Below are 24,760 nucleotides of genomic sequence, written 5' to 3' on the forward strand. Positions count from 1 at the left end.
GACGTTTCTCACTCAAGCCGTTACAACTGCAGCCCCTTCTTGCTAAGCTTATTAGCTATGATCAAGGAAATTAACGTCGTGAGTGAAAGGATTGAGGCAAGAGCTGCACCTGTACCGTAGTTAGCTGTAAATACCTCGCTGTAGATCGTCACGGTAATGGTTGCTGTCGCCCCGTAATAAAGAACAATCGTAGAACTTAATTCATTAATGGTCGTGACCCAGCTCAGAATCGCTCCGGACAAAACACCGGGTGCCATCAAACGTCCCGTTGTCTTGAAGAATGTCTTCATAGGCGGTACGCCAAGGCTGATCGAAGCTTCCTCTACGCTGCGATCCAATTGATACAAGATCGCCGTACTGGAACGTATCGTGTATGGCAGCTTGCGCACCACATAAGCGATGACCAGAATGACCCATGTCCCCGTCAGCACTACAGGAGGCTTATTAAAAGCAATGATCATGCTGATCCCCAGAACTGTTCCCGGCATGACATAAGGTATCATGATCAAGGAATCGAGCATCGCCGTCAACTTCGATTTCCTGCGAACCAACACGTAGGCAACTAACATCCCCATTACTACCATGATCACGATGGATATTAAGGAGTAGGTGTACGTATTCAAGATCGCCTTGGGTACGCGGAACAAAATTTCTTTATAACTATCTAAACTAAATCCATTTTGAAATACCGGTCCCTTTGTCTTGATGAACGAGGTCACAATGACTGTCGCCTGAGGAATAATCGATACACATGCGACCAACAAAGCAAAGCCAGTAAACAGCCATTTCTTCAGCGGCCCCAGTATTTCTACTTTCGGTGTCCGCATACCCGTCATCGTATAATTTTTGCGGGAGACAAAGTATCGTTGAAGAAACAAAATACTCGTAGAACAAATGATAAGGATTACGCTTAACGTACTAGCCATGGCGGGGTTTCCACCCATCTCACTGATGAACTGCTCATAGGCTAAGATTGGCAATACCTTGAAACCTTGGCCAAGCAGCATCGGCGTGCCAAAATCTGCAAACGACGCCATAAACACCATTAAAGCGCCAGCTGAAAGTGTAGGAAAAATCAACGGAATCGTAACCGTACGCAGCCTGTGGAAGCTTGAACGTCCCAAGCTTTCTGCCGCTTCTTCGAGCGAAGTGTCAATCGTTTTCAGTGCACCAGAAACATATAAATAAATATGCGGATAGAACTGAAGTGTAAAGACGAATACAATACCTTTCCATCCGTAAATAGAGGAGAATGGAATCCCAATATCATGCAGGAATCGTGTTAGAAAACCGTTATTCCCTAACATCAAAATCCAAGAATACGCTCCGATAAAAGGAGGGGAAAGCAAGGACATAATTACAAGAATTTGAATAATGCCTTTAAATTTCACATTGTAGCGAGTTGTGATATACGCGAGTGGAACACCTATTAGGATAGAGAACACCGTTGTAAGTACGGATACCTTCAAACTGTTCCATAGGGCACTGTAATAATACTTCAGCTTGATGAAATTCGCGTAATTGGCTAACGAGAACATCCCTTGGTCATTAAAAAAACTGTTGAACAGCAAGGAGAATAAAGGGTATACGATAAAAGCGAATAGAAAGAGATACACAAACAATGTCACCCAAGACCAGAAGTCCCATTGTTTGAAGGAGAACCACCGGCTTCTCTTAACGGCTTGCACGGTAGACCGCCTCCTTGCCGCTTTCATCAAACATCGTTGCTTTATCTAACTGTAAATTCACATAAACAACCTGTTTCACTTTACGCAGCTGATGAGGTTCTACAGCATGCTCTTGAATGTCAATCACAAAACCATTTGGAAGCTCAATTAAATAGCTAACTTTTTCACCAAGAAAAGTAACGGACTCGACCGTACCTCGAATCAAATTCTCGCCTGTGTTCTCGGATTCAAGCCGAATACGCTCGGGACGCAGCGAAAACAGCGATTTCCCTTCGTATGGCTTCAAGAGCGGCAGTCGGAAAGACGTTCCAAGCAGTTGAATCTCAGCTTCACCTTGATCGCTTTTACTGCCTCGGCACTCGGCCTCGATAAAGTTCGATGTACCGATAAAGTTAGCTACAAATTGGTTTGCCGGATAAGCATAGATGTCCTCTGGAGGCGCAATTTGTTGAATGATACCTTCACTCATTACGGCAATGCGATCGGAAACAGCCAAAGCTTCTTCCTGATCATGCGTCACGTAAATCGTTGTGATGTTCAGTTCCTTTTGCAGTCGCCGGATGTCCGATCTCATCTTGATGCGTAACTTGGCGTCGAGGTTGGACAAAGGCTCGTCCATTAACAGCAAGCCTGGACGAATAACGATAGCCCGTGCCAATGCAATACGCTGCTGCTGACCGCCGCTCATATTAGAAGGAACACGATCTCGCAAGTGCTGCAGCTGAACCATCTCCAACGCTTCCATTACGCGCTGTTCCGTTTCTTTCTTATTCACATTCCGAGCCTTTAATCCATAAGCCACATTTTCAAACACGGTCATATGTGGAAAAATCGCATAGTTTTGAAAAACCATTCCAATGTTTCTTTCATGTGTCGGCACATCATTAATCTTACGATCGCCGAAGTAAATATCGCCTTCTTCTTGACGATAGAAACCAGCAATTGTCCGCAGCAGCGTTGTTTTTCCGCATCCGCTGGGTCCGAGTAAGGTGAAGAATTCCCCTTCTTGGATGGTTAAATGAGCATCATTGACCGCCTTGGCGGTTCCGAAATATTTGGTCACGTGGTCAAAGACGATTTTTTGCATGTTATTTACCTCCGATGTCTAAGAAAAAGGTGCCTAGACCATTAAAGTAAGGCACCGCTCATTTGATCAATTCATTATTCTTGTCCGGATACAATTTTGCCAAAACGTTTAATATTTTCGTCTTTCTTGCTGGAAGCCCAATCAAAATCATAGTCGACGAGCTTGATATCCTTGGCTTGTGCGATACCTTGAATCACTTCTGCATCCTTACGAACGGAACGGCGTTTGAATTCCTTTTGAATGAGAGACTGCACGTCTTTACTAACTAGGAAATCGATAAATTTCTTCGCATCTTCCATATTTTTAGCACCCTTGATGATTGCTGCTCCATCAGGTACAGCTGAAGTTCCTTCGGTAGGATAAATAATGCCGACTTTGGCGCCGCCTTCCACATAACGATACGCTGCTTCCTCAAGCGTAACTCCAAGCGCAAATTCTTTGTCAGCTACCCCTTTATATACCTGGCCAGAGCCTGACAATACTTTACCATCCAGGTTGGTTACAAACTTCTTAATAAAACCCCAACCTTGGTCTTTTCCGTTTGCTGTCAGCATGGTGATTAATTGCGTATAGGAAGAACCGGACTTTGCAGGATCCGCATAGGCAATCTTCCCTTTCCATTTCGGATCCAGTAGATCTGTCCAACCCTTTGGCTCCTCGCCTGCTTTAACCAGCTCTTTATTGTACATGATGATCATTGGCAGTGCGGCAAATGGTGTCCACACATTGTTTTTGTCTACATATTGCGAAGAAATATTGTCATATTCCTTTGTTTTGTAAGGTTCAAAATATTTTTTGTAGGCTTCAAGTGAATCAGCTCCTCCAGCCCAAAATACATCGCCCAGCGGATTGGTTGCCTCGGCTTGTACACGCTTCAGGAGGTCTCCTGTACCACCGGAAATCAACTGTACCTCAATGCCTGTACGATCCTGAAACTCCTTAATAATCGGGTTATTAAGCTCTGCTGCATTCGGGGAATACAAGGTAAGCTTACCACCCGTTTTTGATGAGGGTTGACTAGTCGCAGGTTGTCCAGAAGATTCGGCCGGTTTCGCCGTTGGGGTCTCTTTTGCACCGCATCCGATCAGAGAACCGACAAGCAGCAGGGATAAAAGACTCGTTAGTGATTTTTTCATTTTGTTAACCCTCCATATGATTTGTGTCTTTATCTTTCTAGTTTTACTATACGTTCAGATGAAAGCACTCTCAATGTGACGAATTTTCGTATTTGTTGAAATTTTTGCTCAAAATAAAAACTCCACCAAGTCATGAAGTGGAGAATTCCTATTATGCCTATAGCGGAAGGCTCTCAATCCCGAGCCGTTTACGAAACTCTGTAGGAGTTTCCCCTGTATACTTGCGAAATAGTTGGCTGAAATATCGCGGATCCTGGTAACCGACTTGTACGGATACCTCATAAATTTTAAGACGGGGATTCGTCAGAAGCTCCTTTGCTTGTTGTACTCGAATCAAAGTCACATATTCAAGAAAGCTGGTTCCAACCTGCTTTTTAAACAGTCTACTGAAGTAGCTTTCACTCATATGATAGCGCTCTGCGATACCTTGCAGAGATATATCTTCAGCGTAATGCTTTCGGATAAACTGCTCGATCTCTTCAAACCCGCTCTTCTTTTGAGGATCGGATTGCTCCGTACATTGCCGGTTCCACTCAAATAACGTTTCGTTTAAGCGAATCAGCCATTGTTCAAGCGAGTCATCCACTCGTTCAGCTGATGTTAGGAGTAACCCGCTATCGATGACGATGTTATGCAATTCGTTATCTCTCAGCAGGAGGGAATTTAACGTTACGATAAATTCGAAAAAGCTTCTTCTTGCCGTAAGTCCATCTTCATAGAGGTGTATGAGATGCGAATACCACAACCGAGTGTGGACTTCGATGGATGAAGGACTTCCCCATTTGACCAATTCGATCAATTCCTTCAGCATGGTGTGATTTACACTTACCGTTTCTTGCTGCCGTTCGATATCTTCAAACCATATCAATTTCTCGCCACCTAAAAAGACAGTTTGATACAAGGCACGCATGGCTTGAATATAGGCAGCCGGAATCAAATCGATCGTTGCAAACGAATGGCTGACCGTTAGAACGCATCTTTGCGCAAAGGAAGATAATAACAACATTAGGTTATCAAATAAGACGGCCAGATTATCTCGTTCAACTTGACGATTGACCAGAAGCGCATAACGCGTCTCGTTTATTCGTACCAAAGTAAGGGTGGACAGTTCTTTAATCCGTTCCTTGATCTGATCACGGAGATGGCTGCTATCCGTCCCCATATCTTTAAGACCGTCCATTTGCAGCAATAAAACGCGATATGGAGGGATAACAACTCCGTCTTCTTTGTTTTCTATCCCTGTGCCAAACTCTACAAACCATTCTTTTTCAAGCGTTCCCGCATAATCCAGCATAAGATCATAGAGAACCTTTTCTTCAATCAGCGGCTGCTCCCATCCATACTTAAGCTTCAATCGCTCCTGCTGTGATTGCAATCGGCGTTCCTCATCAAGCTTGGATGTAATGCGTCCAATAACTTGGATGAGCTCGTCCGGATTGGTAGGCTTAAGCACAAAATCAGCAGCCCCCAGCTTAACTGCCTTCTGGGCATATATAAAATCATCGAAACCTGTCAGAAATACAATTTTCACTTGTGGCAGCATCTCCGCCACTTTCTCAGCAAGCTGAATGCCGTCCATTGCAGGCATCCGAATATCCGTCAGCAGGATGTCTGGCGGGTTAGCTATAACTCCTTCTAAACCTGCTTGTCCATCCCTTGCTTCGCCAATCACGGTACAGCGCATTTCTTCCCAAGGAATTGTCAATTTCAGCCCTTGCAAGACGAGCCACTCATCCTCCACTATGAATAGTTTATACACGATGATCCTCTCCTGAGCGCATAATGGGAATTTCGATAAGAATAGTCGTTCCTTGCATGATCTCACTCTCGATTTCAAAGCGATAGTTCGAGCCGAAGTATAGCTGAAGCCGTTTGATCGAGTTTTCCAGTCCAATACCTGTATTCTGCTCACTATCCGATACGTATTTGCCGCTAAGAATACGTTCCACCATTTCTGATGACATACCTACACCGTTGTCTCGGATTTCGAAGCGTACACATTCCCGGCTCCGCCATCCCCTAATGGAAAGCAGCCCTTTTCCCGGTTTGATCTCTAATCCATGTGTGATGGCATTTTCGACGATCGGTTGAATCAACAGTTTGAGCGTATATAAGGACTCGATTTCTTCATCAATATGAATCTCGACTTCCAACTTGTCCCCATAGCGCATCTGTTGAATGATTAGAAAATTGCGGATTTGATGCATATCTTCCTTTACTTGGATGAAGGGTTGACCTTTGCGGATACTAAACCGCAGCAACTCTCCAAGCGAAATAACCGTTTGACTAATATCCGTCATTTTATGAATTCGTGCCATCCAATTGATCGAATCCAGAGCATTATAGAGAAAATGCGGGTTGAATTGAGCATGAATCGCCTTGATCTCTGCTTCCTTCAACATCAATTGCTTCTTGTAGACCTCATCGATCAACTGCTTGATCCGCTGTACCATTTTATTAAAACTGAGACCTAACTGCCCGACCTCATCCCTATATTTGGAAGAAAATGCAACGTCCATGTTGCCGTTTTCCACCAGATACATCAGTGATTTCAGCTTCCGCAGCGGATTCGTAATCGTCACCGATAACACATAGGCAACCCAGCAGGACACAACACCGAACAAGATCATAATAAATAACATCAAATTTCGGATGCTGATGCTTTCCTTTGTCAAAACGGCAACTGGCACAATACTAACCAGCTTGAATCCCGTAATCTCAGAAGTATCGTAAATGACCATAACAGGGGCAGAACCTTTGCTGGGTGGTTCGAAAAATCCTTTGTTACCTGATAATACTTTATCTAAATAAGGTTCGTTTAACTTCGTGCCCACGATATGCTTGGAAGGCGTACTCGAAATGACATACCCATTTCGATCCAACAGCAGCATTTGTCCGCCAGGCTGTAAATGGGCCTTATTATACTTGTCAGCCAAAGCGTTCTCCATAATATCCACGATCATGAAACCGAGCGGTTTGTTCGTTTCAATCTTCTTCAGCAGCCTGCCGCTGCTTAACACAATGCCGAAGTCCTCTGTCTTCTTCATGCTGTAATGCGTATCCCATATGATATTGCCGCCTGCCAGCCGCATTTTACGAAACAATCCCCAATTCAGGTTATAATCGTCGTACTGACTAGGAAGAAGGTTGCCTGTAAAATAACGATCCCCGTTCTCCCCAAGCAGGTAGATGGCGATATTCCAGTTTTTGAAACCCAGGAAGGTATCGAGAATATCATTGACCCTCTTCTCATCCTGCTGCTTCTCCGCTAATGTTCTGCCCTGATCTTTAGACAGTATATCTTGTATTTCTCTATTACTATAAATGTACATGGTCAACTGTTCGATATCTTTAACGAAATAATTCAAGCTGTAATTCACTTGAGACAAGCTTTCAAGAATCGTCTTGCTCACTTGCGTTTGTACGACCTGTGACGATTTGTAATAGGAGAAAGTTCCCAGAATGGATAAGGGAATTATAGCCAACGGAAGGAATAGGATAATGAGCTTTTTCTGAAGGCTTGTTCCAAGTAAATAGTTCTGTACTCGATTTCGAAAATTGGACATAACCTCACTCCCTCCGTTTATTTCAATCGTCATTATCTTTATCTAATGAATTCTCTTCAATGACAAGAGTACAGGACAATAGTATGAACTTCAACCCCTACATGAAAAACGGAACGACTGGAAACTCACCAAAATGATTGACCTTTTCTACAAATAAGCTTATACTTCTACTCAATATACATACTTGATCGTGCCTATGATGAGATTCCAACTCGGAGGCGTTTTCGCCAAGAACAACCCTTTGCGCTCAGCAAAGTGAGTCATTCTAAGTTAACCGGCACCGCCCGTTACCGCGGAACCAAGTGGAGAAGCATTCACCAGAATGTTTCTTAAATTGGGTGGCACCGCGAGCAAACGCTCCTCGTCCCAATCGGATGAGGGCGTTTTTTGTGTTTTTTTCGGGGCCCCCGCAAAGTAATTGGTATATGCTTCGAAGGGTACACATCACTTTGTGGGGTAATTGCGTTCGTTTTACCACATTCATACGGGAGGTAATTAGAAATGACGAAACGACGGTACAATTTTAACCCAGGACCCGCTGCACTGCCTTTGGAGGTACTTGAAGAGGCACAAGAGCAATTTGTGGACTATCAAGGGACAGGTATTTCACTGCTTGAAATGTCTCACCGAAGCCAAACGGTTGAGGATCTGAATCAGGAAACCCAACAGCTTCTTCTGAAACTACTTGGCCTGCCTAGCGGGTATGAGGTGCTTTTTATGGGTGGTGGGGCGAGCACACAGTTCGCTCTCCTTCCGTTAAACTTTTTAAACACGAATCAGACGGCCAACTATGCATTGACGGGGAGCTTTTCGGAAAAAGCTTATAAAGAGGCTTCTTTTGTTGGCCACACACGTGTAGTAGCAAGCTCCAAAGACCAGCATTGGCGTAGTATTCCTGAGTTATCTGCAGCCCAACTAGCACCTGATTCAGCATACATTCACATCACTATGAATAACACGATTGAAGGTTCCCGTTACAATGAAATTCCAGAGGTGGGCAGCACGCCCCTCGTAGCCGATTTAACGAGTGAAATCCTCGGCAGAAAGCTGGATCTAGAGCGGTTTTCGATGATTTATGCCGGCGCTCAGAAAAATCTGGGACCAGCAGGCGTTACAGTTGCCATCATCCGCGAAGACTGGCTGGAGAAAGCTTCCAAGAAGATCCCTGAGATCATGCGCTATGAAACATTCGCCAAAAACAAGTCACTGTTCAATACGCCGCCTGTTCACGCCATTTACATGATGAATTTAGTGCTAAAATGGGCAGTGAACAAAGGCGGCGTAGAGCAATTAGAACAACTTAATCGCATAAAGTCTGGCCTAATTTATGATGTTATTGATCATAGCGGCGGATTCTACAACGGAATTATCGAAGTTAGCGATCGCTCGCATATGAATATCACTTGGCGTATGGCGAATGAAGAAATCGAGCGTCAGTTTATCAAAGAATCAGAGGCTAACGGCTTTGAAGGTTTGGCCGGTCATCGAAGTGTAGGGGGTCTGCGCGCTTCGGCATACAATGCTGTTCCATTTGAAGCCTGTCAGGCTTTAGCTGATTTCATGGTAGATTTTGCACGAGGAAATGGTTAAATGATAAAGAAATGAGGAGGTTCAATGGAAAACGCACTCGCTAAGAAGCTACGTTTAGGAAGTTGTAAACGAGCACTCATCATGAACGCGCCGGAGGGTTATCTTGATATGCTGAATCCCCTCCCTGAAGGCGTTCTGCTGACGGACCGATTAGAAGGCACTGAGGCTTATGACTTTGTCCAAGTATTCGTCCATACGCTTACTGAGGTCCAGCAGCTGGCTCCCAAAGCCATTGAGGCCGTAACACCTGAGGGTATGTTATGGATTAACTATCCCAAAGGAACCTCTAAAATAAAAACGGACATTAATCGCGACTCTGGCTGGCAAACGGTCACCGATTTGCATTTTGAAGGCGTTAGTCTGGTGTCCATTGACGAGACGTGGTCAGCTATGCGGTTTCGCCCTATCGGCCTCGTGAAGACGCCGCGCAGCGAACGATTAGCTGACCGGGCAAATGTTAAAGCAGAATCAGCCCCCGGTGAGAAAGTGGTTATTGTACCGGATGATCTCGCAGAAACTTTTCGCGTGAATCCTTCGGCTGCTGATTTCTTTGCAACGCTTTCCTACAGCAACCGCAAGGAATACGCGCAGTGGATTACGGAAGCCAAACGTGAGGAAACACGCAGCACGCGAGTCGTCAAGACGGTAGAGAAGCTGCAGCAGGGTATCAAAAATCCTAGATTCAAAGAATAAAAAAAGAGTCCCGTAGAGCGGCAAATGCCAAACTCTCGGGACTTTTTATCTAAAGGTGTGGAAACTAAAGGAATAAAGCTAATTATTTACCAAGTTGGTGAATCGGGTGACCAAGCGCACCTTCCGCGGCATCCATGATCATTTCTGTCAATGTTGGATGTGCATGAATCGTAAGTGCGATGTCCTCCAAGTTAGCGCCCATCTCAACGGCAAGAGCAAGCTCACCGATCAAGTTAGATGCTTCCGGACCAACGATTTGACCACCAAGCAGTTGGCCTGTTTCTTTGTCGCCGACAAGCTTCACAAAACCTTGACCTGCATTCAAAGAGTTAGCGCGACCGTTAGCGGCATAAGGGAATTTACCAATTGTAACATTGATGCCTTGTGCTTTGGCTTCTGTTTCACTTAGACCTACGCCAGCAATTTCCGGATCCGAGAATACAACAGCAGGCATTGCTTTGTAATCTACGATGCTGGAGTGACCTGCGATCACCTCAGCAGCCACTTTAGCTTCATAGGAAGCTTTGTGTGCCAATGAAAGACCAGGTACAACATCACCAATCGCGAAGATATGCGGAATGCTCGTTCTGCCTTGGTTATCCACTTCAATCAAACCGCGGTCCGTCATTTTCAAGTTGATGAGATCAAGACCAAGCTCGCCATCTGTATTCGGACGACGACCAACGGTGACTAATACGTAATCCGCTGTTACTTGCTTCTCTTCGCCTTTTACAGTGAACGTGACAGTAACGTCGTTTTCTGTCTTTGTGCATGATTGTGCCAAAGCTTCAGTATGAACCTCTACGCCAACTTTATCCAGACTGCGTGCAACAAGCTTCGTAAATTCTTTCTCGAAGCCTGGAAGCACATGATCGGAGCCTTCAAGCACGGTTACTTTTGTACCGAACTTCGCATACGTTTGACCTAGCTCAATTCCGATGTAGCCGCCGCCGATAACGACCATGCTTTTCGGAATTTCAGGCAAGTTCAACGCTTCCGTGGAAGAAATGATTCTTCCGCCGTAAGGGAATGCTTTCAGCTCGATCGGACGGGAACCCGTCGCGATAATGCAGTGCTTGAAGCGGTAGCGAGGAGCTTCTGCATCATTGAACACACGTGCTTCATGCTCATTGATGAACATCACTTCGCCTTGGAACGTTTGAATCTTGTTGCCTTTGAGCAGCGCGCCAACGCCGCCCGTTTGTTTGGCAACAATGCTGTTTTTCCATGCTTGTACCTTTGCAAAGTCCACCTTCACGTTCTCTACAGAGATACCCATGCTGTCAGCGTGCTGAGCATGCTCATACGTGTGAGCAGCGGAGATCAAAGCTTTGGATGGGATACAGCCGCGGTTCAAGCACACGCCGCCCCATTCCGCTTTATCAACAATCAGAACGCTTTGACCAAGCTGAGCAGCACGGATGGCCGCTACGTAACCGCCGGGACCTGCACCAATGACCAACAAATCAATATCTAAAGAAGCATCTCCTACTACCATATTGTTACACCTCCAAGACGAGAAGCTCTGGATCAGCCAGAAGCTGTTTGATGTAGTTCAGGAAGCTTTGTGCTGTCGCTCCATCCACGATACGGTGGTCGAAGCTCAAGGAAAGCGCCATTACCGATGCTGCAACGATTTGTCCATTTTTCACAACTGGTTTCTCTGTGATACGGCCTGCACCCAGGATCGCAACTTCAGGGAAGTTGATAACCGGTGTGAAGAACATACCGCCTACGGAACCGATGTTCGTAATGGAGATCGTGCCGCCTTTCATTTCGTTCGGAGCCAATTTGCCTTCGCGTCCGCGAACGGCCAGATCTTTAATCGAAGAAGCGATCGACCATATATTCTTGCGGTCTGCATCATGGATAACAGGAACGAGCAATCCGTTATCTGTATCTGTTGCAATTCCGATATTGTAGTACTTTTTGTAGACGATTTCTTGTTTCTCTTCGTCGATCATCGCATTGAGCGCTGGGAATTGGCGACAAGCCGCAACCAATGCTTTTACGATGAAAGGCAGGTAAGTCAGCTTCACGCCTTTTTTCTCGGCGAGTGGCTTCGTGCGCTCACGCAGTGCGACAAGTGCCGATACGTCGATTTCGTCCATCAATGTCACGTGCGGAGCCGTGTACACGGATTTAACCATAGCGTTCGCGATAATTTTACGGATTCCTTTGAACGGAACCCGTTCTTCGACGCGATCGCCTACGACAACCTGCTGCGCAGCCACTGATGACGGTGTCGTTCCGCCAGCTGCTACTGATGACGCAGCTGGTTCTGCTGCTTCCGGAGCCGCGGCAGCGCCGTCATCAGTGTTAAAGCCGAGCACGTCCTCGCGTGTTACGCGGCCGTGCTTACCTGTAGGCGTCACCTCTGCGAGTGTGATGCCTTGCTCTCTTGCGAGCTTGCGTACGCTTGGCGTCGCAAGCACTTCGCGGCCTGCGCCAGCGCTTGGCGCGGCTGCTGCTGGAGCAGCAACTGCAGGCGCTGCTGTAGGTGCCGGTGCTGCCGCCGCTGGGGCAGCAGTTGGAACCGCTGCAGCTGCAGTCGCAGCATGGCTGTCGGTCTTATGATGCATGGATTCAGCAGGCAGTTCGCCTGTCACTTCAATTGTCATAACGAGCTCGCCAATATTACAAACTTGTCCTTCCTTTACGGCAACGGAAACGACTTTACCTTCAACCGGACAAGGAACTTCAACTACTGCTTTATCATTCTGTACTTCCATAAGAATCGATTCGTCTGTTACGGTGTCACCCGCTTTAACCAACAGCTTTACGATCTCGCCTTCATGAATGCCTTCACCAAGCTCTGGAAACTTGTATTCAAACAAAGCCACGTGCACAACCTCCTATTACCTTCGACTGTGATTAGAATTCGAGTACTTGATTAATGCCTGCAATGACACTTGCTGGACTAGGCAACCAAGCGTCTTCGATTTGAGCGAACGGATAGATTGTATCTGGCGGTGCAATACGCAAGACTGGAGCTTCCAGATGCAGGATCGCTTTTTCATTAATCTGTGCAATAACCTCTGCCGCTACACCGGATGTTTTTTGTGCTTCTTGTACGATAATCGCACGGTTTGTTTTCTTGATCGAAGCTACAATTGTTTCGATATCAAGAGGAATCAGTGTACGCAAGTCGATAACTTCAACTTTCACACCTTGTGTTTTCTCGATCTCTTCCGCTGCTTTCACAGATGTGTGAACCATAGCGCCGTAAGTAATAACCGTCACATCTGAGCCCTCGCGAACAACATTTGCTTTACCAAGCTCAATGGTATATTCGCCTTCTGGTACTTCTGCGCGGAATGCACGGTATAAGTTCAGATGCTCCATGAAGAAGACAGGGTCATTATCGCGAATCGCGGAAATGAGCAGTCCCTTCGCATCGTAAGGGTTGGAAGGAACAACAACTTTAATACCTGGAGTTTGAACAAGCAAACCTTCGAGTGCATCCGTGTGAAGCTCAGCCGCTTTAACACCGCCACCAAAAGGTGTACGGAATACGATTGGAGCGTTGTAACGGCCGCCGGAACGGTAACGCATACGAGCTGCTTGCACGCAAATTTGGTCCAGCGCTTCATAAATAAAACCTACGAATTGAATTTCTGCAATCGGACGAAAGCCTTGAACTCCTAGACCAACCGCAAGTCCGCCGATAGCTGATTCAGCAAGAGGCGTATCGAATACGCGCTCTTCGCCGAATTCTTTCTGTAAACCTTCCGTAGCACGGAATACGCCACCAACATGGCCAACGTCTTCGCCGAACAAAATTACATTAGGATCTCTTTCCAGTTCAACGCGCATTGCGTCTTTTATCGCTTGAATCATCGTCATTTGTGCCATGACTTCTCCGTGCCTCCTAATTGTTTTCGTGAGAAAACTTGCTTCGTAAGCTTAAGCTGAGTTTTTCGCTAGAAAAACTGGCATCGTAAGCCTGATTTATTTAAACGCTTGCTTCTGTTCTTCGAGATGTGCCGGTGTTACTTCGAACATAGAGTCAATTAGGCCTGGAACCGTCATTTTCTCTGTTTCTTCCGCTTTTTTGATATGTTCAGCAACCGTTGCTTTCGCTTCTTCTTTCACTTGAGCTTCTTCTTCTTCGCTCCAAAGACCTTTTTTAGTCAAGAACAGACGCATGCGCGTAAGCGGATCCTTAGGCTCCCAGTCACTCTCTTCATCTTTGGTTCGGTATTTCGTCGTATCATCCGCCAAGGAATGCGGACGGTAACGGTAAGTTAATGCTTCAATCAACGTAGCGCCTTCGCCTCTGCGTCCTCTTTCAGCAGCTTCGGTAACAGCTTGAACAACAGCCAATACGTCCATTCCGTCAACTTGCACGCCTTTGATACCGGCAGCAAGTGCTTTATGCGCCACAGAAAGCGCACCTGTTTGCTTCGAATAAGGAGTCGTAATTGCATAACCGTTGTTTTGTACAAAATAAATGACAGGCAGCTTGAATGCTCCTGCAAAGTTCATGCCTTCGTAGAAATCGCCCTCGGAGCTTCCTCCGTCGCCTGTGTACGTAATCGCAACACGCGGTTGGTTACGTTTCTTGAATGCCATAGCTACACCGGTAGCATGCAAAATTTGAGCTCCGATGATGATTTGCGGCATAAGCACGTGTACATCCTGCGGAATTTGTCCGCCATGCTGATGACCGCGGGAATACAAAAATGCTTGATAAAGCGGAAGTCCGTGCCAAACGAGCTGCGGCATATCGCGGTAACCCGGGCAAATGAAATCGTCTTTATTTAATGCAAATTCACTACCGATCATCGAAGCTTCTTGTCCGGATACCGGAGCATAGAAACCAAGACGTCCTTGGCGACCAAGATTAACTGCTCTTTCGTCCCATACGCGGGTGAATACCATTCTTCTCATTAGTTCTTTCAATTGGTCGTCACTAAGTTTAGGCATTTTGTCGGAATTAACAATGGTGCCATCTGGAGCTAGAACCTGTAAAGGCTCAACCTTCTCTGTGGTCACTTCATAATTCGCTTGGCTGACAAGTGGCTTACTCATACCATTTCACCTCTTATATGATTTTGATGCCTGCTAGCTTCACTTCTGTTATAGTATTATTATAAACCTGTTTTTGTGAATTGTACACCAGCATCCCTGTGGTATATGACCTTTTTTCAACAGAGTGAATAGTACAGTTCCCGAAAATATATAATACAGTTAACACAAAATTTACAACTGCTATAATACACATTACCCTCTAAACGACAAGCTTACACTTGCTACATGAAATTAGGTCTAAGAGAAAGTTAAAGGAGCACAACCATGTCGGATGACTCTCGCTTTTATAAAAGAACGATTGTGAAAGATGAACTCACCTCTGTCCTTCTCGGAGAAAATCGCACCCTGCGCATTTATCTCCCTCCCGGATACAACGAACTGCTCTCCTATCCGGTCATTTATTGCCAAGATGGTGAGCAATTCTTTAATTTCGGCCGAATTGCGACTACGATCACACGCTGTATTCTAGATGAAGGCTTAGAGCCCGCCATTGTTGTCGGTGTGGATGTGAATAATAGTAACCGCACTTCGGAATATGCGCCTGAGGGTGAACGCCATGATGTGTACTGCCGTTTTTTCGCAGAGGAACTCCTCCCTTATGTAGAAAGCCGATATCCGATTCGATCCGAACGGAACGAACGCATTGTGGCGGGTGATTCCCTTGGTGGGACCGTGTCCTTGCATCTCGCCTTAGATTATCCTAGCCTTTTTTGCCGTGTTATATCCTTATCGGGCGCATTTTTCGACATTACCAGAGAACGTATCAAGGCAGAGGACGACTTATCGTGGCTGGAGCTGTATATGTTAATTGGCTTGGATGAGACAGATGTAAAAACGGAACGAGGTACTTTTGATTTCGTAAGAGAAAACCGTCTAGCCAAAGCTGAGATGGAAAATAAAAATGTTACCCTTCACTATATCGAGAAGCCTGGGAAACATTTATGGGGATTTTGGCAAGGAGAGTTGGACGCGGCCCTACATTATTTTCTAGCATGATAACGCTAAAAAAAGCGGTCCACTTTCCGTCTCCTGACGCAAGTTGGGCCGCATTTATTTATACTTTAATCGCATAACGCTGCTTCAAAAGCTCCATCATTTCCTGTATCTGATCTTCACTCGGATAGCCCGGGATATCCCTAGGACTCTGTACTTTCACTCCTTTTGTGGCCATCACCTGTACCAAATTGTCTGTGAAACGCGTTGCACTTAACTCTATATGTAAACACTCCGATAAACTCGCCATACTTCCTGGCGCCACTGCCGGATAGTCGTTTGGTGATGCAGAACCCGCCGCGCGCTCGTAAAAGCTTCTTGCCAAAGATGCTTTTGCTTCACCCAAACCTTCCACGATAATGAATGCTTGAACCGATAAGGCATGCTGTTGTCTGCGCTGTGCAATGCCGCAAAACTTACGTCCACCAACACTTAGATCGAATTCCCCCGGACAAAATGAACCCATCACTTCACCCTGATCGATACGGTTGGTTATTGTACTCATGACATCTCTTATCAAAGCTACCATTAAATCGAAATCCTTGCGATGCTCCATGTCACCCGCACTTTTCGGTAACAACAGGGATACATTCACGACGCCCAAATCGAGAGGCACTGCTGCACCTCCAGAGTTTCTTACAGCCGTATCAAAGCCTTGACTTAGCAGCCAATCGTTAGCCTCGGCCGCATTTGGTAGGCGACTATCTCTCAGTCCCATCACAAAGGCTCGTGGGTGCCTCCATACGTGCAGAATCGGCGGTGCTGTTTTACCTATTGCTCGACATAAAAGTTCTTCCAGAGCAAAAGCATATAAAATCGGTTGCGCTGCAGTTTCACCGGATCGATCATGAATAACCAATGAAGAGGGTAGTTCTAAAGTCGTCATTTGCATAATCTCCTGAGCCTACGATTTGTATCCATGTACAGAATTGTAAGCGATACAAGCCTTTGCTGCAATAAAGAGCATGTACAGAAAGAGAAACATTTTTCCTGAAAAATGGATATACAGCAAGTTTCCGTCAGAACTTGTCAAAAAACATCAAAATTTTGGAAAGAAATCAAAGGAATTTTAAGTTTTCTGTCGAAATAAAAATAAACCCAAATTTTTAATTAAGTAGGCGAGATTCTTGAATGTAATTGATGACTTACTACTCAATATACTAGCATTAACACTCCCCATCTTGCTTTGTCATATTTTAGTGTTGGATCGACCCGGTCCCTTCCACTTTAATGTTTCAAATCGAGCATTTATTGGGCTCATTTGTTCATTAGCAGCCATATTCAGCATGTCTCATCCCTTTTTCACAACAACAGGCAACAATTTTGATCTGCGCACAATCCCTATACTGATTGCTTTCCTTTATGGCGGCATACGTTCAGGACTGGTAGTCTCCGCAATTATTCTAGCCTATAGCTACTATGTCGACGGTTCTGATTTTTTATGGATTGTTACGCTGTCCGCTCTGCTTGTACCCTTCATCTTAGCTTTCATTGCACTTAGTAATTGGAAGCACCTTACCCCCAAAGTGATGTTTCCAAGTCTTCTTGCTTTTATTAGCGCTCTAGCAACCTTCTGTATGACGATGCTTTATCGCATAGTTTCGAATGTACCTGTGGATAGAAGCTTTCTACTATATGGCTTAATATTCTGTATGGTTCAAATGCTGACGATGTGGATGTTAACCTATTTAATTGTTCGTATCAGTGAAAATGTAGCGATGCGCCAAGAAGTCCAGCGTTCCGAAAAGCTAAATGTGTTAAGCGAATTAGCTGCTTCTGTCGCCCATGAAATTCGCAACCCCATGACAGTTGCCCGCGGCTTTATGCAAATACTTAGCCAGTCTGAAGTGACAGAAGAGAAGAAACGCATCTATACGACCATGGTTATTGAAGAAATCGACCGAGCACAAAGCATTATAACGGATTACTTATCCTTCGCTAAACCGCAAGCCGAGAAGCTTGAAAAGGTGGATGTGTCCACCTTATCTCTCAAATTAAGCAATCTCATAAATCCTTACGCTTCAATGCGCGGTGTAGAAATTCTTATCGATATGGAGTCTTCTCTTGTGGTAAATGCCAACAGCGAGAAAATGATACAATGCTTAGTTAATTTAACGAAAAACGGCATCGAGGCAATGCCCAGCGGAGGTACTCTGCAAATAACAGGCTTCAAGAAAAACGCTAAGGTTATTTTACAAATTAAAGATAACGGTGTTGGCATGACTCCAGAGCAGGTGAACCGTCTCGGAACACCCTTTTATTCTACGAAAAATAAAGGCACCGGTCTTGGCATGATGGTCTCCTATAGAATCATCAAAACATTTGGCGGACTCATTGAAGTAACAAGCCAGCCAGACCAGGGAACCTGCTTCACGATTTCATTACCTACCGTCTGAATCACTTGCCAAAATATCCATAATCCCTTTGAACAACGGAATGGACTTATTGCTCTCGGTTGGATCCATGTTCTTAATAACAACAGAAACGGCATATTTCGGTGAATCAACAGGTCCATAACCAATAAACCACTGATTCACCTTTTCTTGCTTTCCGGTCTCAATTTGTGCCGTACCGGATTTCCCAGCCAGCTTCCATTTGGCATCCTTTAAGCCTTGTCCTGTTCCTTCGGTTACCACTTCCCTCATCCAGTTTACTAATGTACGACTGGTTGCTGCTGAAACCCGCCCCGCCTCAGAATCTAATAATTGAATTGGAAATTTCTCCATCACACGATCCGTCTGATAACGAATTTCTTGTACTACTCTTGGTGAATAGCCCTTTCCACCATGCAGCAAGGTAACGACCATATTAGACGCCTGCAAAGGGGTCATCCTGACATCTCTTTGGCCAATGGCCGTTTGCATCAGCACTCCCTCATCGTTATGCGGGGTATGGGCTCCAAATAGCTGTCCTTGCTCCTCCGTATCCAATTGATGGAGGATTTGTTCGCTATCCGTCTTCCCCGTCCAGCCCACTTCATCCAATACACCAAGCTTATGTGCATAGCTTTCCAACTCAGCAGGTGTCAACCGCTGCATTACTCTGGCAAAGACAATATTGCAGGATTGCGCATAGCCCTGCTCTAAAGTTAATGGCCCATGTCCGTCTCTTCTCCAGCACGTAAAGCCATATTTCCCAAGAGCGCCTTCACAATTGAAAGTTTCTTTGGGATCAACGATTCCTTTATCCAATGCGGCTGCGGCTACAACTGTTTTGAAAATCGAGCCAGGCGCTGTAGCCTTGAGCGCATAATTGCTCCAGTTATTGCTAGCCAGATCGACTTCTGTCTGATCAAAGTTAGGTCTGCTCGCCATCGCGACGATATCACCTTGTGCCACTTCCTGAACAACAGCTGCACCTTCACGAATATTTAGCTTATCCATTAGGTTTTCAATTCGTTGCTGCACGCTTAAATCCAGTGTTGTCACTAATTTGACTGGATAGAAGGTATTATCAGGTGCAATCATTCGGGCGTCTAGGCCAGCTAGCGGTCTTTTTCCTGCGTCTGTAAAATAAGAGATTGACGTCTCACCAATGCCTCGAAGCCACAGATCGAACGTTTTCTCCAGTCCTGCACCTCCGATTTTCGAGGTTAGCGCAACCTTTCCTTTCTCCAGATCAGCACCGTAGATACTCATCACTCTATCCGGATTTTGCCCAATAAACCCGATCAATTGGCGAGCTGTCATGCCTGACGGATAGCGATCTTCCATCTTCACGACTTTCAAAAAGGGCAAGCCGAGGGCATTAATTTGCTCCTCCTGTTGATCGCTTAACATGACTGGTTTTCCCCCCTCAGCAGTGCGCCACACTTGCGGCTCTTTCAAATCACGAGAGAATGCAAGCCATTGAACCGTATTCGTCCTCAAAATGCTAGCGAGCTGGTTTATTTGCTGAGGATTACCTTGATAGTAGCTATTAATAGGAAACGCCACTAGAGCTTTAATGATTTTCCCCGTCATCGGCTTTAAATCACGGTCTAAGATTTCTCCACGGCCGCTTTCCAGCACAAGGGCCCGCTGCCTTTGTACGACTGAGTTTTTGACCAAATTAACCCCTCGTGAGGAGTAACTTTCCGTCGTGGCAATTTGTATCCAAAAAAGCTTGCCAACGATCCCTATAAACAAGAGTAAGATCGTGAGCAGAACAAGAAAGATTCGGCGTTTCTCTAAAGACGATAATGGTTTAATCCTCATGCTCCTGACTCCTTCTAACTAACGATAACTGCTGTTGCTTTCAGTATCGTCATTCCTGCTCATGGTCAAACTGCCCGCTCCACGTTAATGCTCAATAAAAAAATCCACCCTCCTAAATGGAGAGTGGACAACGTATTCTATGATACTTATACTTCGAATTTGGATAAAGTGTCGTTAAGCGATTTGGACAACTGATCCAGCTTGTCCGATAGTTTGACTAAACCGTCGCTGATGCTAAGCTGTTCTGAGCTCAAAGATGCAACTTCTTCCGATGTAGCTAGAGATTCCTCCGCTACCGCGCTTACATTCGTCATTGCATCGGAAAGTACAACTTGTGATTGCTCCAATGTGGAGATCGAATCACTTACCGTGCTTAGTTGCGTAATGAATCCACCCATGTGGTTCGTTACTTGTTTGAAGATGGTGTCGGCTTCTTTAACAGCTAATATTTGTTCTTGGAAAATTGGTGTAGCCGTCGAAAGCACTTTCACCGTCTCATCGATTTCTTTCGTGATGGTTTCTGTAATTTGACCTACGACATCAATAGATTGTCTGGATTGATCCGCTAGTTTTCGAATCTCATCTGCAACCACCATGAAGCCTTTACCAGCTGCACCGGCGCGTGCGGCCTCAATTGTCGCATTCAAAGACAAAATATTCGTTTGCTTCGTCATATTATTCAGAACATCCAGGATCTTACGAATCGAACGAGTACTGTCTTTCAAATTATCGACTTTATCAACCATCGAGCGGATCATTTCCTCCGTCAGGTTCGTTTTCGAAATAAGTTCAGTCATATACTTCGTTCCTTGCTCGCTGGAGCTTTGAACATCAGCAGCAGCTGTTCCCATCTCGAGGTTCGCTTCGATGACCTGCTTCATTTGCTCGCCAATATGATAAGTCAACTCATTGCCTCTCTCAGACTCCGTCGCCAATCCTCCAGCACCATTGGAAATCTCATCCGTCGCCACTGCAATTTCTCTTGCAGCTGTAGCCGTTACCTTAGAGGAATTCGTTAATTCTTGTGCTGTTTCGAAAACAGCTTGGGCAGAAGTACTTGTTTGTTGAACCAAGGTTGTAATCTGCTGCATCATCAAATCAAAGCTGGCACCTAGTTGTCCAATTTCATCTTGCGTTTTGTAGTTCGCACGCACGGTAAGCTTTCCTTTAGCACCTTGCTGCATCAAATTACGAAGATTAATCAGAGGACGTCCGATCATTCTAGCTACGAATAATCCGATTAGTACAGCAGCAATAGCCGCGAACAAGGCGATTAGAAGTGTATAATTGAAGATTTTCTTAGCATCCTTCACAAGTGAGCTCACAGGTATATCGCCAACTAGATTCCAGCCGGATACAGCTGATTTATAATAAGCAACCAAGTGATCGTCTTTTGTTGTAAAAGAACCGTGTTCTTCATCTAACTGTTCTTTCGTTAATTTGACGGCAGAATCTTTTTCTAATTCCGAGATTTCTTTATTAGCTATGTATTTATTTTCTGCATTCGTAATGACAACCTTACTATCATCACCTAATGACATTCCAGTTAGCTCTTTTGTTAGAAGATCTGTATTAAGCTCAATCAGAAGAATGGCTGATGTGGAATTCGTAAGTGTATTTCTCATCACACGACCAATGGCAAATGTATTGGACGAGCTGCTGGAATACCCTTTGACCCTACTATCTAACCAAGTCACTTTTCCACCGTTCTCAACAATCTTCTTAAACCAATCATTAGTGCTTGAATTGTCGCTAAATGCAGTTCCTCCAGAACCGGTAATGACAATCAGTTTACCATCAGGTTTGTAAAGATGAAGCGTTTTAATTGCTTTGTTCGAGAAAGTCACCACATTCAATTTCTCTGTCAATTGACGAGTAACGTCAAGAGCTTCGTAAGAGGATGGATCTAAGGTAGGAATTGACCCAAGCAAATCCTGCAGTTCCTTGTTAAGCATAATTTGCAGAGATACTTCATCAAAAGTTTGATAAAGGAAATCTAATTTTTGCCCCGCCTGCGTTACGGTTTGAAGACTGGATTCAGACACTTTATTCTTAATCACATTTTTCGATACCGAGTAAGAAATCAGACCCACAGTGATGACGAAAAAAAGAATGCTTACAAAAAACATTAAAAACAGCTTCATACCTACGGATTTTACGGGGTTTTCTACCTTGACTTGTTTCATTTCTTTAAAAGCAATCGAACCCATTTGTTTAGATTTCTTGCTTGCCACGCCAACAATACGCCCCCATGGAACATTACGAATTGCTTGAACTACTTTGTCTAAAATACTTTGAAGTTTCTCTTTCATTTTGTTCACCGCCATTAGTTTCTACTTCCTACGAATACCATACTTTTGAACTAGAATGTAAAGGGTTCACTTTACGTTTTTTAATAATTTCGACATAGTTTACCATTATCCTTCAAAATCCGATCTAAAATAATAAAAAAGAAACTTCCTCCAATATAACTGAGTCTGGAGGAAGTTTCCATGGTACTATTTTCCTGTTTTCTTTCGCATCATATCCCATTTTTTTACAGGTTTGTCCGTTTGTAATTTAACCAATTGAAGCGGATGTCTAGCTGCATCTAATTCTTGGCCATCTTCATTGCGTATAATGCCAACCTTTTGCTTAAAATGCGTACCATCCGGCCCGAAAAATTCAATTTCTTGGCCAGGCTTGAAATGATTTCTTTGTTGTATGAGCGCCGTGCCCGATTCAGCATCATACCCCATAACTAGACCAACAAAATCAAATCCAACGACTTTATCTTCTGGCTCAAAAATATGATCCTCATGCCCAGGCGCCTCATAGAAGAAGCCGGAGTTCAAAGGTCGGTTTGCCGCTTTATATATTTCATCCTGCCATACAGGGTTGACCTCGAAATGCTCCGGATCGGCAAAGTAAGCATCAATCGCTTGGCGGTAAGCATTAACAACCGTAGCCACATAATGAATGCTCTTCATTCTGCCCTCAATCTTGAAGCTGTCTACGCCAGATTCGATCATCTCCGCAATATGTTCCATCATGCTCAGATCCTTCGAACCCATCGTGAAAGCATCATCCTCCTCGCCAAACATAGGCAAATCTGTCGCCAAAGGCGCGGAAAGAGGTTGATCCTTGGCAAATAAATCGTACTTCCAACGACATGATTGCGAGCAGCCGCCACGATTGGAATCTCGGTCTGTGAAATGATTAGAAAGCACGCATCTGCCCGAGTACGAGCTGCACATAGCCCCATGTATGAAGGCTTCAATCTCTACATCGACATGAGCTTTAATCTCATCGATTTCTTCCATGCTGACTTCGCGGGCTAGAACAACTCGCTCAATACCCTGGTCTTTCCAAAACTTCACGGTTTGCCAGTTCATCACAGATTGCTGTGTGCTCACATGAACTTCCAGCTTAGGAGCTACTCTTCTGCATGTCTCCATAATAATTGGATCAGCTGCAATAATAGCAGAAATCCCAACCTCTTGAAGTCCTCTCAAATAATCATCAAGGCCTTCTATATCCTCATTATGAGCGTAAATATTCGTTGCTACGAATACTTTTGCCCCATATTGATTGGCAAACTCTACGGCTTCGCGCATTTCCTCCAGTGAAAAGTTATCCGCGTTTGATCGGAGACCATACTTCTGACCACCGATGTAAACCGCATCCGCTCCGTAATGAATCGCAAATTTTAGCTTCTCTAAATTGCCTGCCGGAGCCAGTAATTCCGGCTTGTTAAGCCTAATACGCTTTCCTCTAGCTCGGGCTTCTATGGCTGTCGTCATCACGATAACGCACCTTCTTTCATCTATCAATATACCTGTTCTTTGTAGAAAAACCCATATGACAATTCACGTTCAGGATCTTGCAGCTTAACGATCGCATCCAACCATTCCTGTTGAAAGCTATATCCCTCAGGATCAGCGGCATAAGCATCGATTACAGCCCGATAGCTTCTCACAACTGTTTCGTTATACAGTGCAGATTTCAAAAGACCTTCGATTTTCAAGCTATCTATTTGACCGTCTATAAGCTCGGGTAAATTTTCCAACATACATATATCTTCGGAACTCATGATGTGCGTGCCATTACTATCTTCGTATACAGGGTAACGCTGATCACGTCGTTCATGTTCAATGAGGAAAAGCCCCCGCTCCAAGGAACGATCCTGATTAGCTGCATCTTTTCCTTGGTGCTCGATATAATTCTTCACTAGCTCACGCTTAGAGTGATAAATATTGGTGATGCCATGTACTTGTACTTCAACAGCCAACTCGGCATGCTCTTTAAAAGCCAAAACCTGCTCCATATTCAGTTCTCTAGCCAGGACCACACGGGTAGCTCCTTGCTTAGCCCAATAGTTCGCAGTCGCGTAATTAGTTGAGGTCATCTCTGCATTCCAGTGCAGCGCTAGCGGCTTAGGTAAGCTACGGGCAGTCATAAGTACCGCGGGATCACCGAAAATGACAGCATCCACACCGTATTCCTGTAATTTAGCTAAATAATCAAACAGCCCTTCAAGGGCATTATTGTCGAAAATATTGTTTACAGCAACATATACTTTAGCCTTCTGTTCATGTGCCCAGGACACAGCTTCCTGCATCTCATCCAGTTTCACTTCTCCCGGCAGACGCATGCCGTAGCGCGCTTCGCCAATAATAACCGCATCTGCGCCTGCTTCGATCAATCTTTTCAGTTCTGCCACATTGCTGCAGCTTACTACTAACTCTGGTTTTTTCAATTGCTTACCCTACCTTCTGTCAGCTTCCTATCATAAGTT

18 protein-coding genes are annotated in these 24,760 nt (G+C 44.9%); 4 read left to right on the top strand and 14 right to left on the bottom strand.

The window, feature by feature from the left end:
* Positions 1-20 precede the first annotated feature (20 nt).
* The 5 genes from ASD40_RS26355 to ASD40_RS26375 form a co-directional block, all read right to left on the bottom strand.
* Entirely contained in the window at positions 21-1,688 is a 1,668-nt protein-coding gene (locus ASD40_RS26355) for an ABC transporter permease (protein ID WP_235549389.1), read from the bottom strand.
* On the bottom strand, positions 1,675-2,775 hold the full coding sequence (locus tag ASD40_RS26360) for an ABC transporter ATP-binding protein (RefSeq protein ID WP_057306085.1): 1,101 nt from the start codon (positions 2,773-2,775) through the stop codon (positions 1,675-1,677). Before ASD40_RS26360 ends, ASD40_RS26355 begins: the two co-directional genes overlap by 14 nt.
* Before the next feature lie 74 nt (positions 2,776-2,849).
* Positions 2,850-3,911, bottom strand: a complete 1,062-nt coding sequence (locus tag ASD40_RS26365; protein WP_057306086.1) for an ABC transporter substrate-binding protein — start codon at positions 3,909-3,911, stop codon at positions 2,850-2,852.
* 157 nt (positions 3,912-4,068) lie between these two features.
* Positions 4,069-5,670 (bottom strand): helix-turn-helix domain-containing protein, encoded by a 1,602-nt coding sequence (locus ASD40_RS26370; RefSeq protein ID WP_057306087.1) that lies wholly within the window; start codon positions 5,668-5,670, stop codon positions 4,069-4,071.
* Positions 5,663-7,477: a sensor histidine kinase gene (locus tag ASD40_RS26375; RefSeq protein WP_057306088.1), complete on the bottom strand. Its 1,815-nt coding sequence runs from the start codon at positions 7,475-7,477 to the stop codon at positions 5,663-5,665. Before ASD40_RS26375 ends, ASD40_RS26370 begins: the two co-directional genes overlap by 8 nt.
* A gap of 501 nt (positions 7,478-7,978) precedes the next feature.
* Between ASD40_RS26375 and serC the strand changes: the two genes are divergently transcribed.
* Both serC and ASD40_RS37990 read left to right on the top strand, forming a co-directional pair.
* Positions 7,979-9,067 (top strand): 3-phosphoserine/phosphohydroxythreonine transaminase, encoded by a 1,089-nt coding sequence (gene serC / locus ASD40_RS26380; RefSeq protein ID WP_057306089.1) that lies wholly within the window; start codon positions 7,979-7,981, stop codon positions 9,065-9,067.
* Positions 9,068-9,091: 24 nt separating this feature from the next.
* Positions 9,092-9,760, top strand: coding sequence for a YdeI/OmpD-associated family protein (locus tag ASD40_RS37990; RefSeq protein ID WP_063860409.1), 669 nt, complete (start codon positions 9,092-9,094; stop codon positions 9,758-9,760).
* An 82-nt stretch (positions 9,761-9,842) separates the two neighbouring features.
* Here the strand turns inward: ASD40_RS37990 and lpdA are convergent, their stop codons facing one another.
* From lpdA to pdhA, 4 genes are all read right to left on the bottom strand, one after another.
* Entirely contained in the window at positions 9,843-11,258 is a 1,416-nt protein-coding gene (gene lpdA / locus ASD40_RS26390; RefSeq protein WP_057306090.1) for a dihydrolipoyl dehydrogenase, read from the bottom strand.
* A 4-nt stretch (positions 11,259-11,262) separates the two neighbouring features.
* A complete protein-coding gene (locus tag ASD40_RS26395; RefSeq protein WP_057306091.1) occupies positions 11,263-12,603 on the bottom strand; it encodes a dihydrolipoamide acetyltransferase family protein in 1,341 nt (446 codons plus the stop codon).
* Positions 12,604-12,634: 31 nt separating this feature from the next.
* The gene (locus ASD40_RS26400) at positions 12,635-13,615 is read right to left on the bottom strand and encodes an alpha-ketoacid dehydrogenase subunit beta (protein WP_057306092.1); all 981 of its coding nucleotides are present in this window, start codon (positions 13,613-13,615) and stop codon (positions 12,635-12,637) included.
* A 96-nt stretch (positions 13,616-13,711) separates the two neighbouring features.
* Complete coding sequence (gene pdhA, locus ASD40_RS26405; protein WP_057306093.1) at positions 13,712-14,794, bottom strand: pyruvate dehydrogenase (acetyl-transferring) E1 component subunit alpha; 1,083 nt, start codon at positions 14,792-14,794, stop codon at positions 13,712-13,714.
* A 264-nt stretch (positions 14,795-15,058) separates the two neighbouring features.
* Between pdhA and ASD40_RS26410 the strand changes: the two genes are divergently transcribed.
* Positions 15,059-15,790 carry an alpha/beta hydrolase gene (locus ASD40_RS26410; RefSeq protein ID WP_057306094.1) on the top strand — a complete coding sequence of 244 codons (732 nt, stop codon included), beginning with the start codon at positions 15,059-15,061 and terminating at the stop codon, positions 15,788-15,790.
* A gap of 58 nt (positions 15,791-15,848) precedes the next feature.
* Here ASD40_RS26410 and ASD40_RS26415 read toward each other — a convergent pair whose 3' ends face one another.
* Entirely contained in the window at positions 15,849-16,673 is an 825-nt protein-coding gene (locus ASD40_RS26415) for a lipoate--protein ligase family protein (RefSeq protein WP_063870834.1), read from the bottom strand.
* Positions 16,674-16,986: 313 nt separating this feature from the next.
* On the opposite strand from ASD40_RS26415, the gene ASD40_RS26420 reads away from it, so the two are divergent.
* Complete coding sequence (locus ASD40_RS26420; RefSeq protein ID WP_268795929.1) at positions 16,987-18,183, top strand: ATP-binding protein; 1,197 nt, start codon at positions 16,987-16,989, stop codon at positions 18,181-18,183.
* Here ASD40_RS26420 and ASD40_RS26425 read toward each other — a convergent pair.
* From ASD40_RS26425 to ASD40_RS26440, 4 genes are all read right to left on the bottom strand, one after another.
* On the bottom strand, positions 18,169-19,983 hold the full coding sequence (locus ASD40_RS26425; protein ID WP_057306097.1) for a peptidoglycan D,D-transpeptidase FtsI family protein: 1,815 nt from the start codon (positions 19,981-19,983) through the stop codon (positions 18,169-18,171). The genes ASD40_RS26420 and ASD40_RS26425 overlap by 15 nt on opposite strands.
* Before the next feature lie 146 nt (positions 19,984-20,129).
* A complete protein-coding gene (locus ASD40_RS26430; RefSeq protein WP_235549390.1) occupies positions 20,130-22,310 on the bottom strand; it encodes a methyl-accepting chemotaxis protein in 2,181 nt (726 codons plus the stop codon).
* A 171-nt stretch (positions 22,311-22,481) separates the two neighbouring features.
* Positions 22,482-23,765 (bottom strand): peptidase U32 family protein, encoded by a 1,284-nt coding sequence (locus ASD40_RS26435; protein ID WP_057306098.1) that lies wholly within the window; start codon positions 23,763-23,765, stop codon positions 22,482-22,484.
* A gap of 26 nt (positions 23,766-23,791) precedes the next feature.
* Complete coding sequence (locus ASD40_RS26440) at positions 23,792-24,721, bottom strand: peptidase U32 family protein (RefSeq protein ID WP_057306099.1); 930 nt, start codon at positions 24,719-24,721, stop codon at positions 23,792-23,794.
* Between the last annotated feature and the right edge of the window lie 39 nt (positions 24,722-24,760).

Source organism: Paenibacillus sp. Root444D2 (genome assembly GCF_001426375.1).
In the GTDB taxonomy this organism is placed as follows: Bacteria; Bacillota; Bacilli; order Paenibacillales; family NBRC-103111; genus Paenibacillus_E.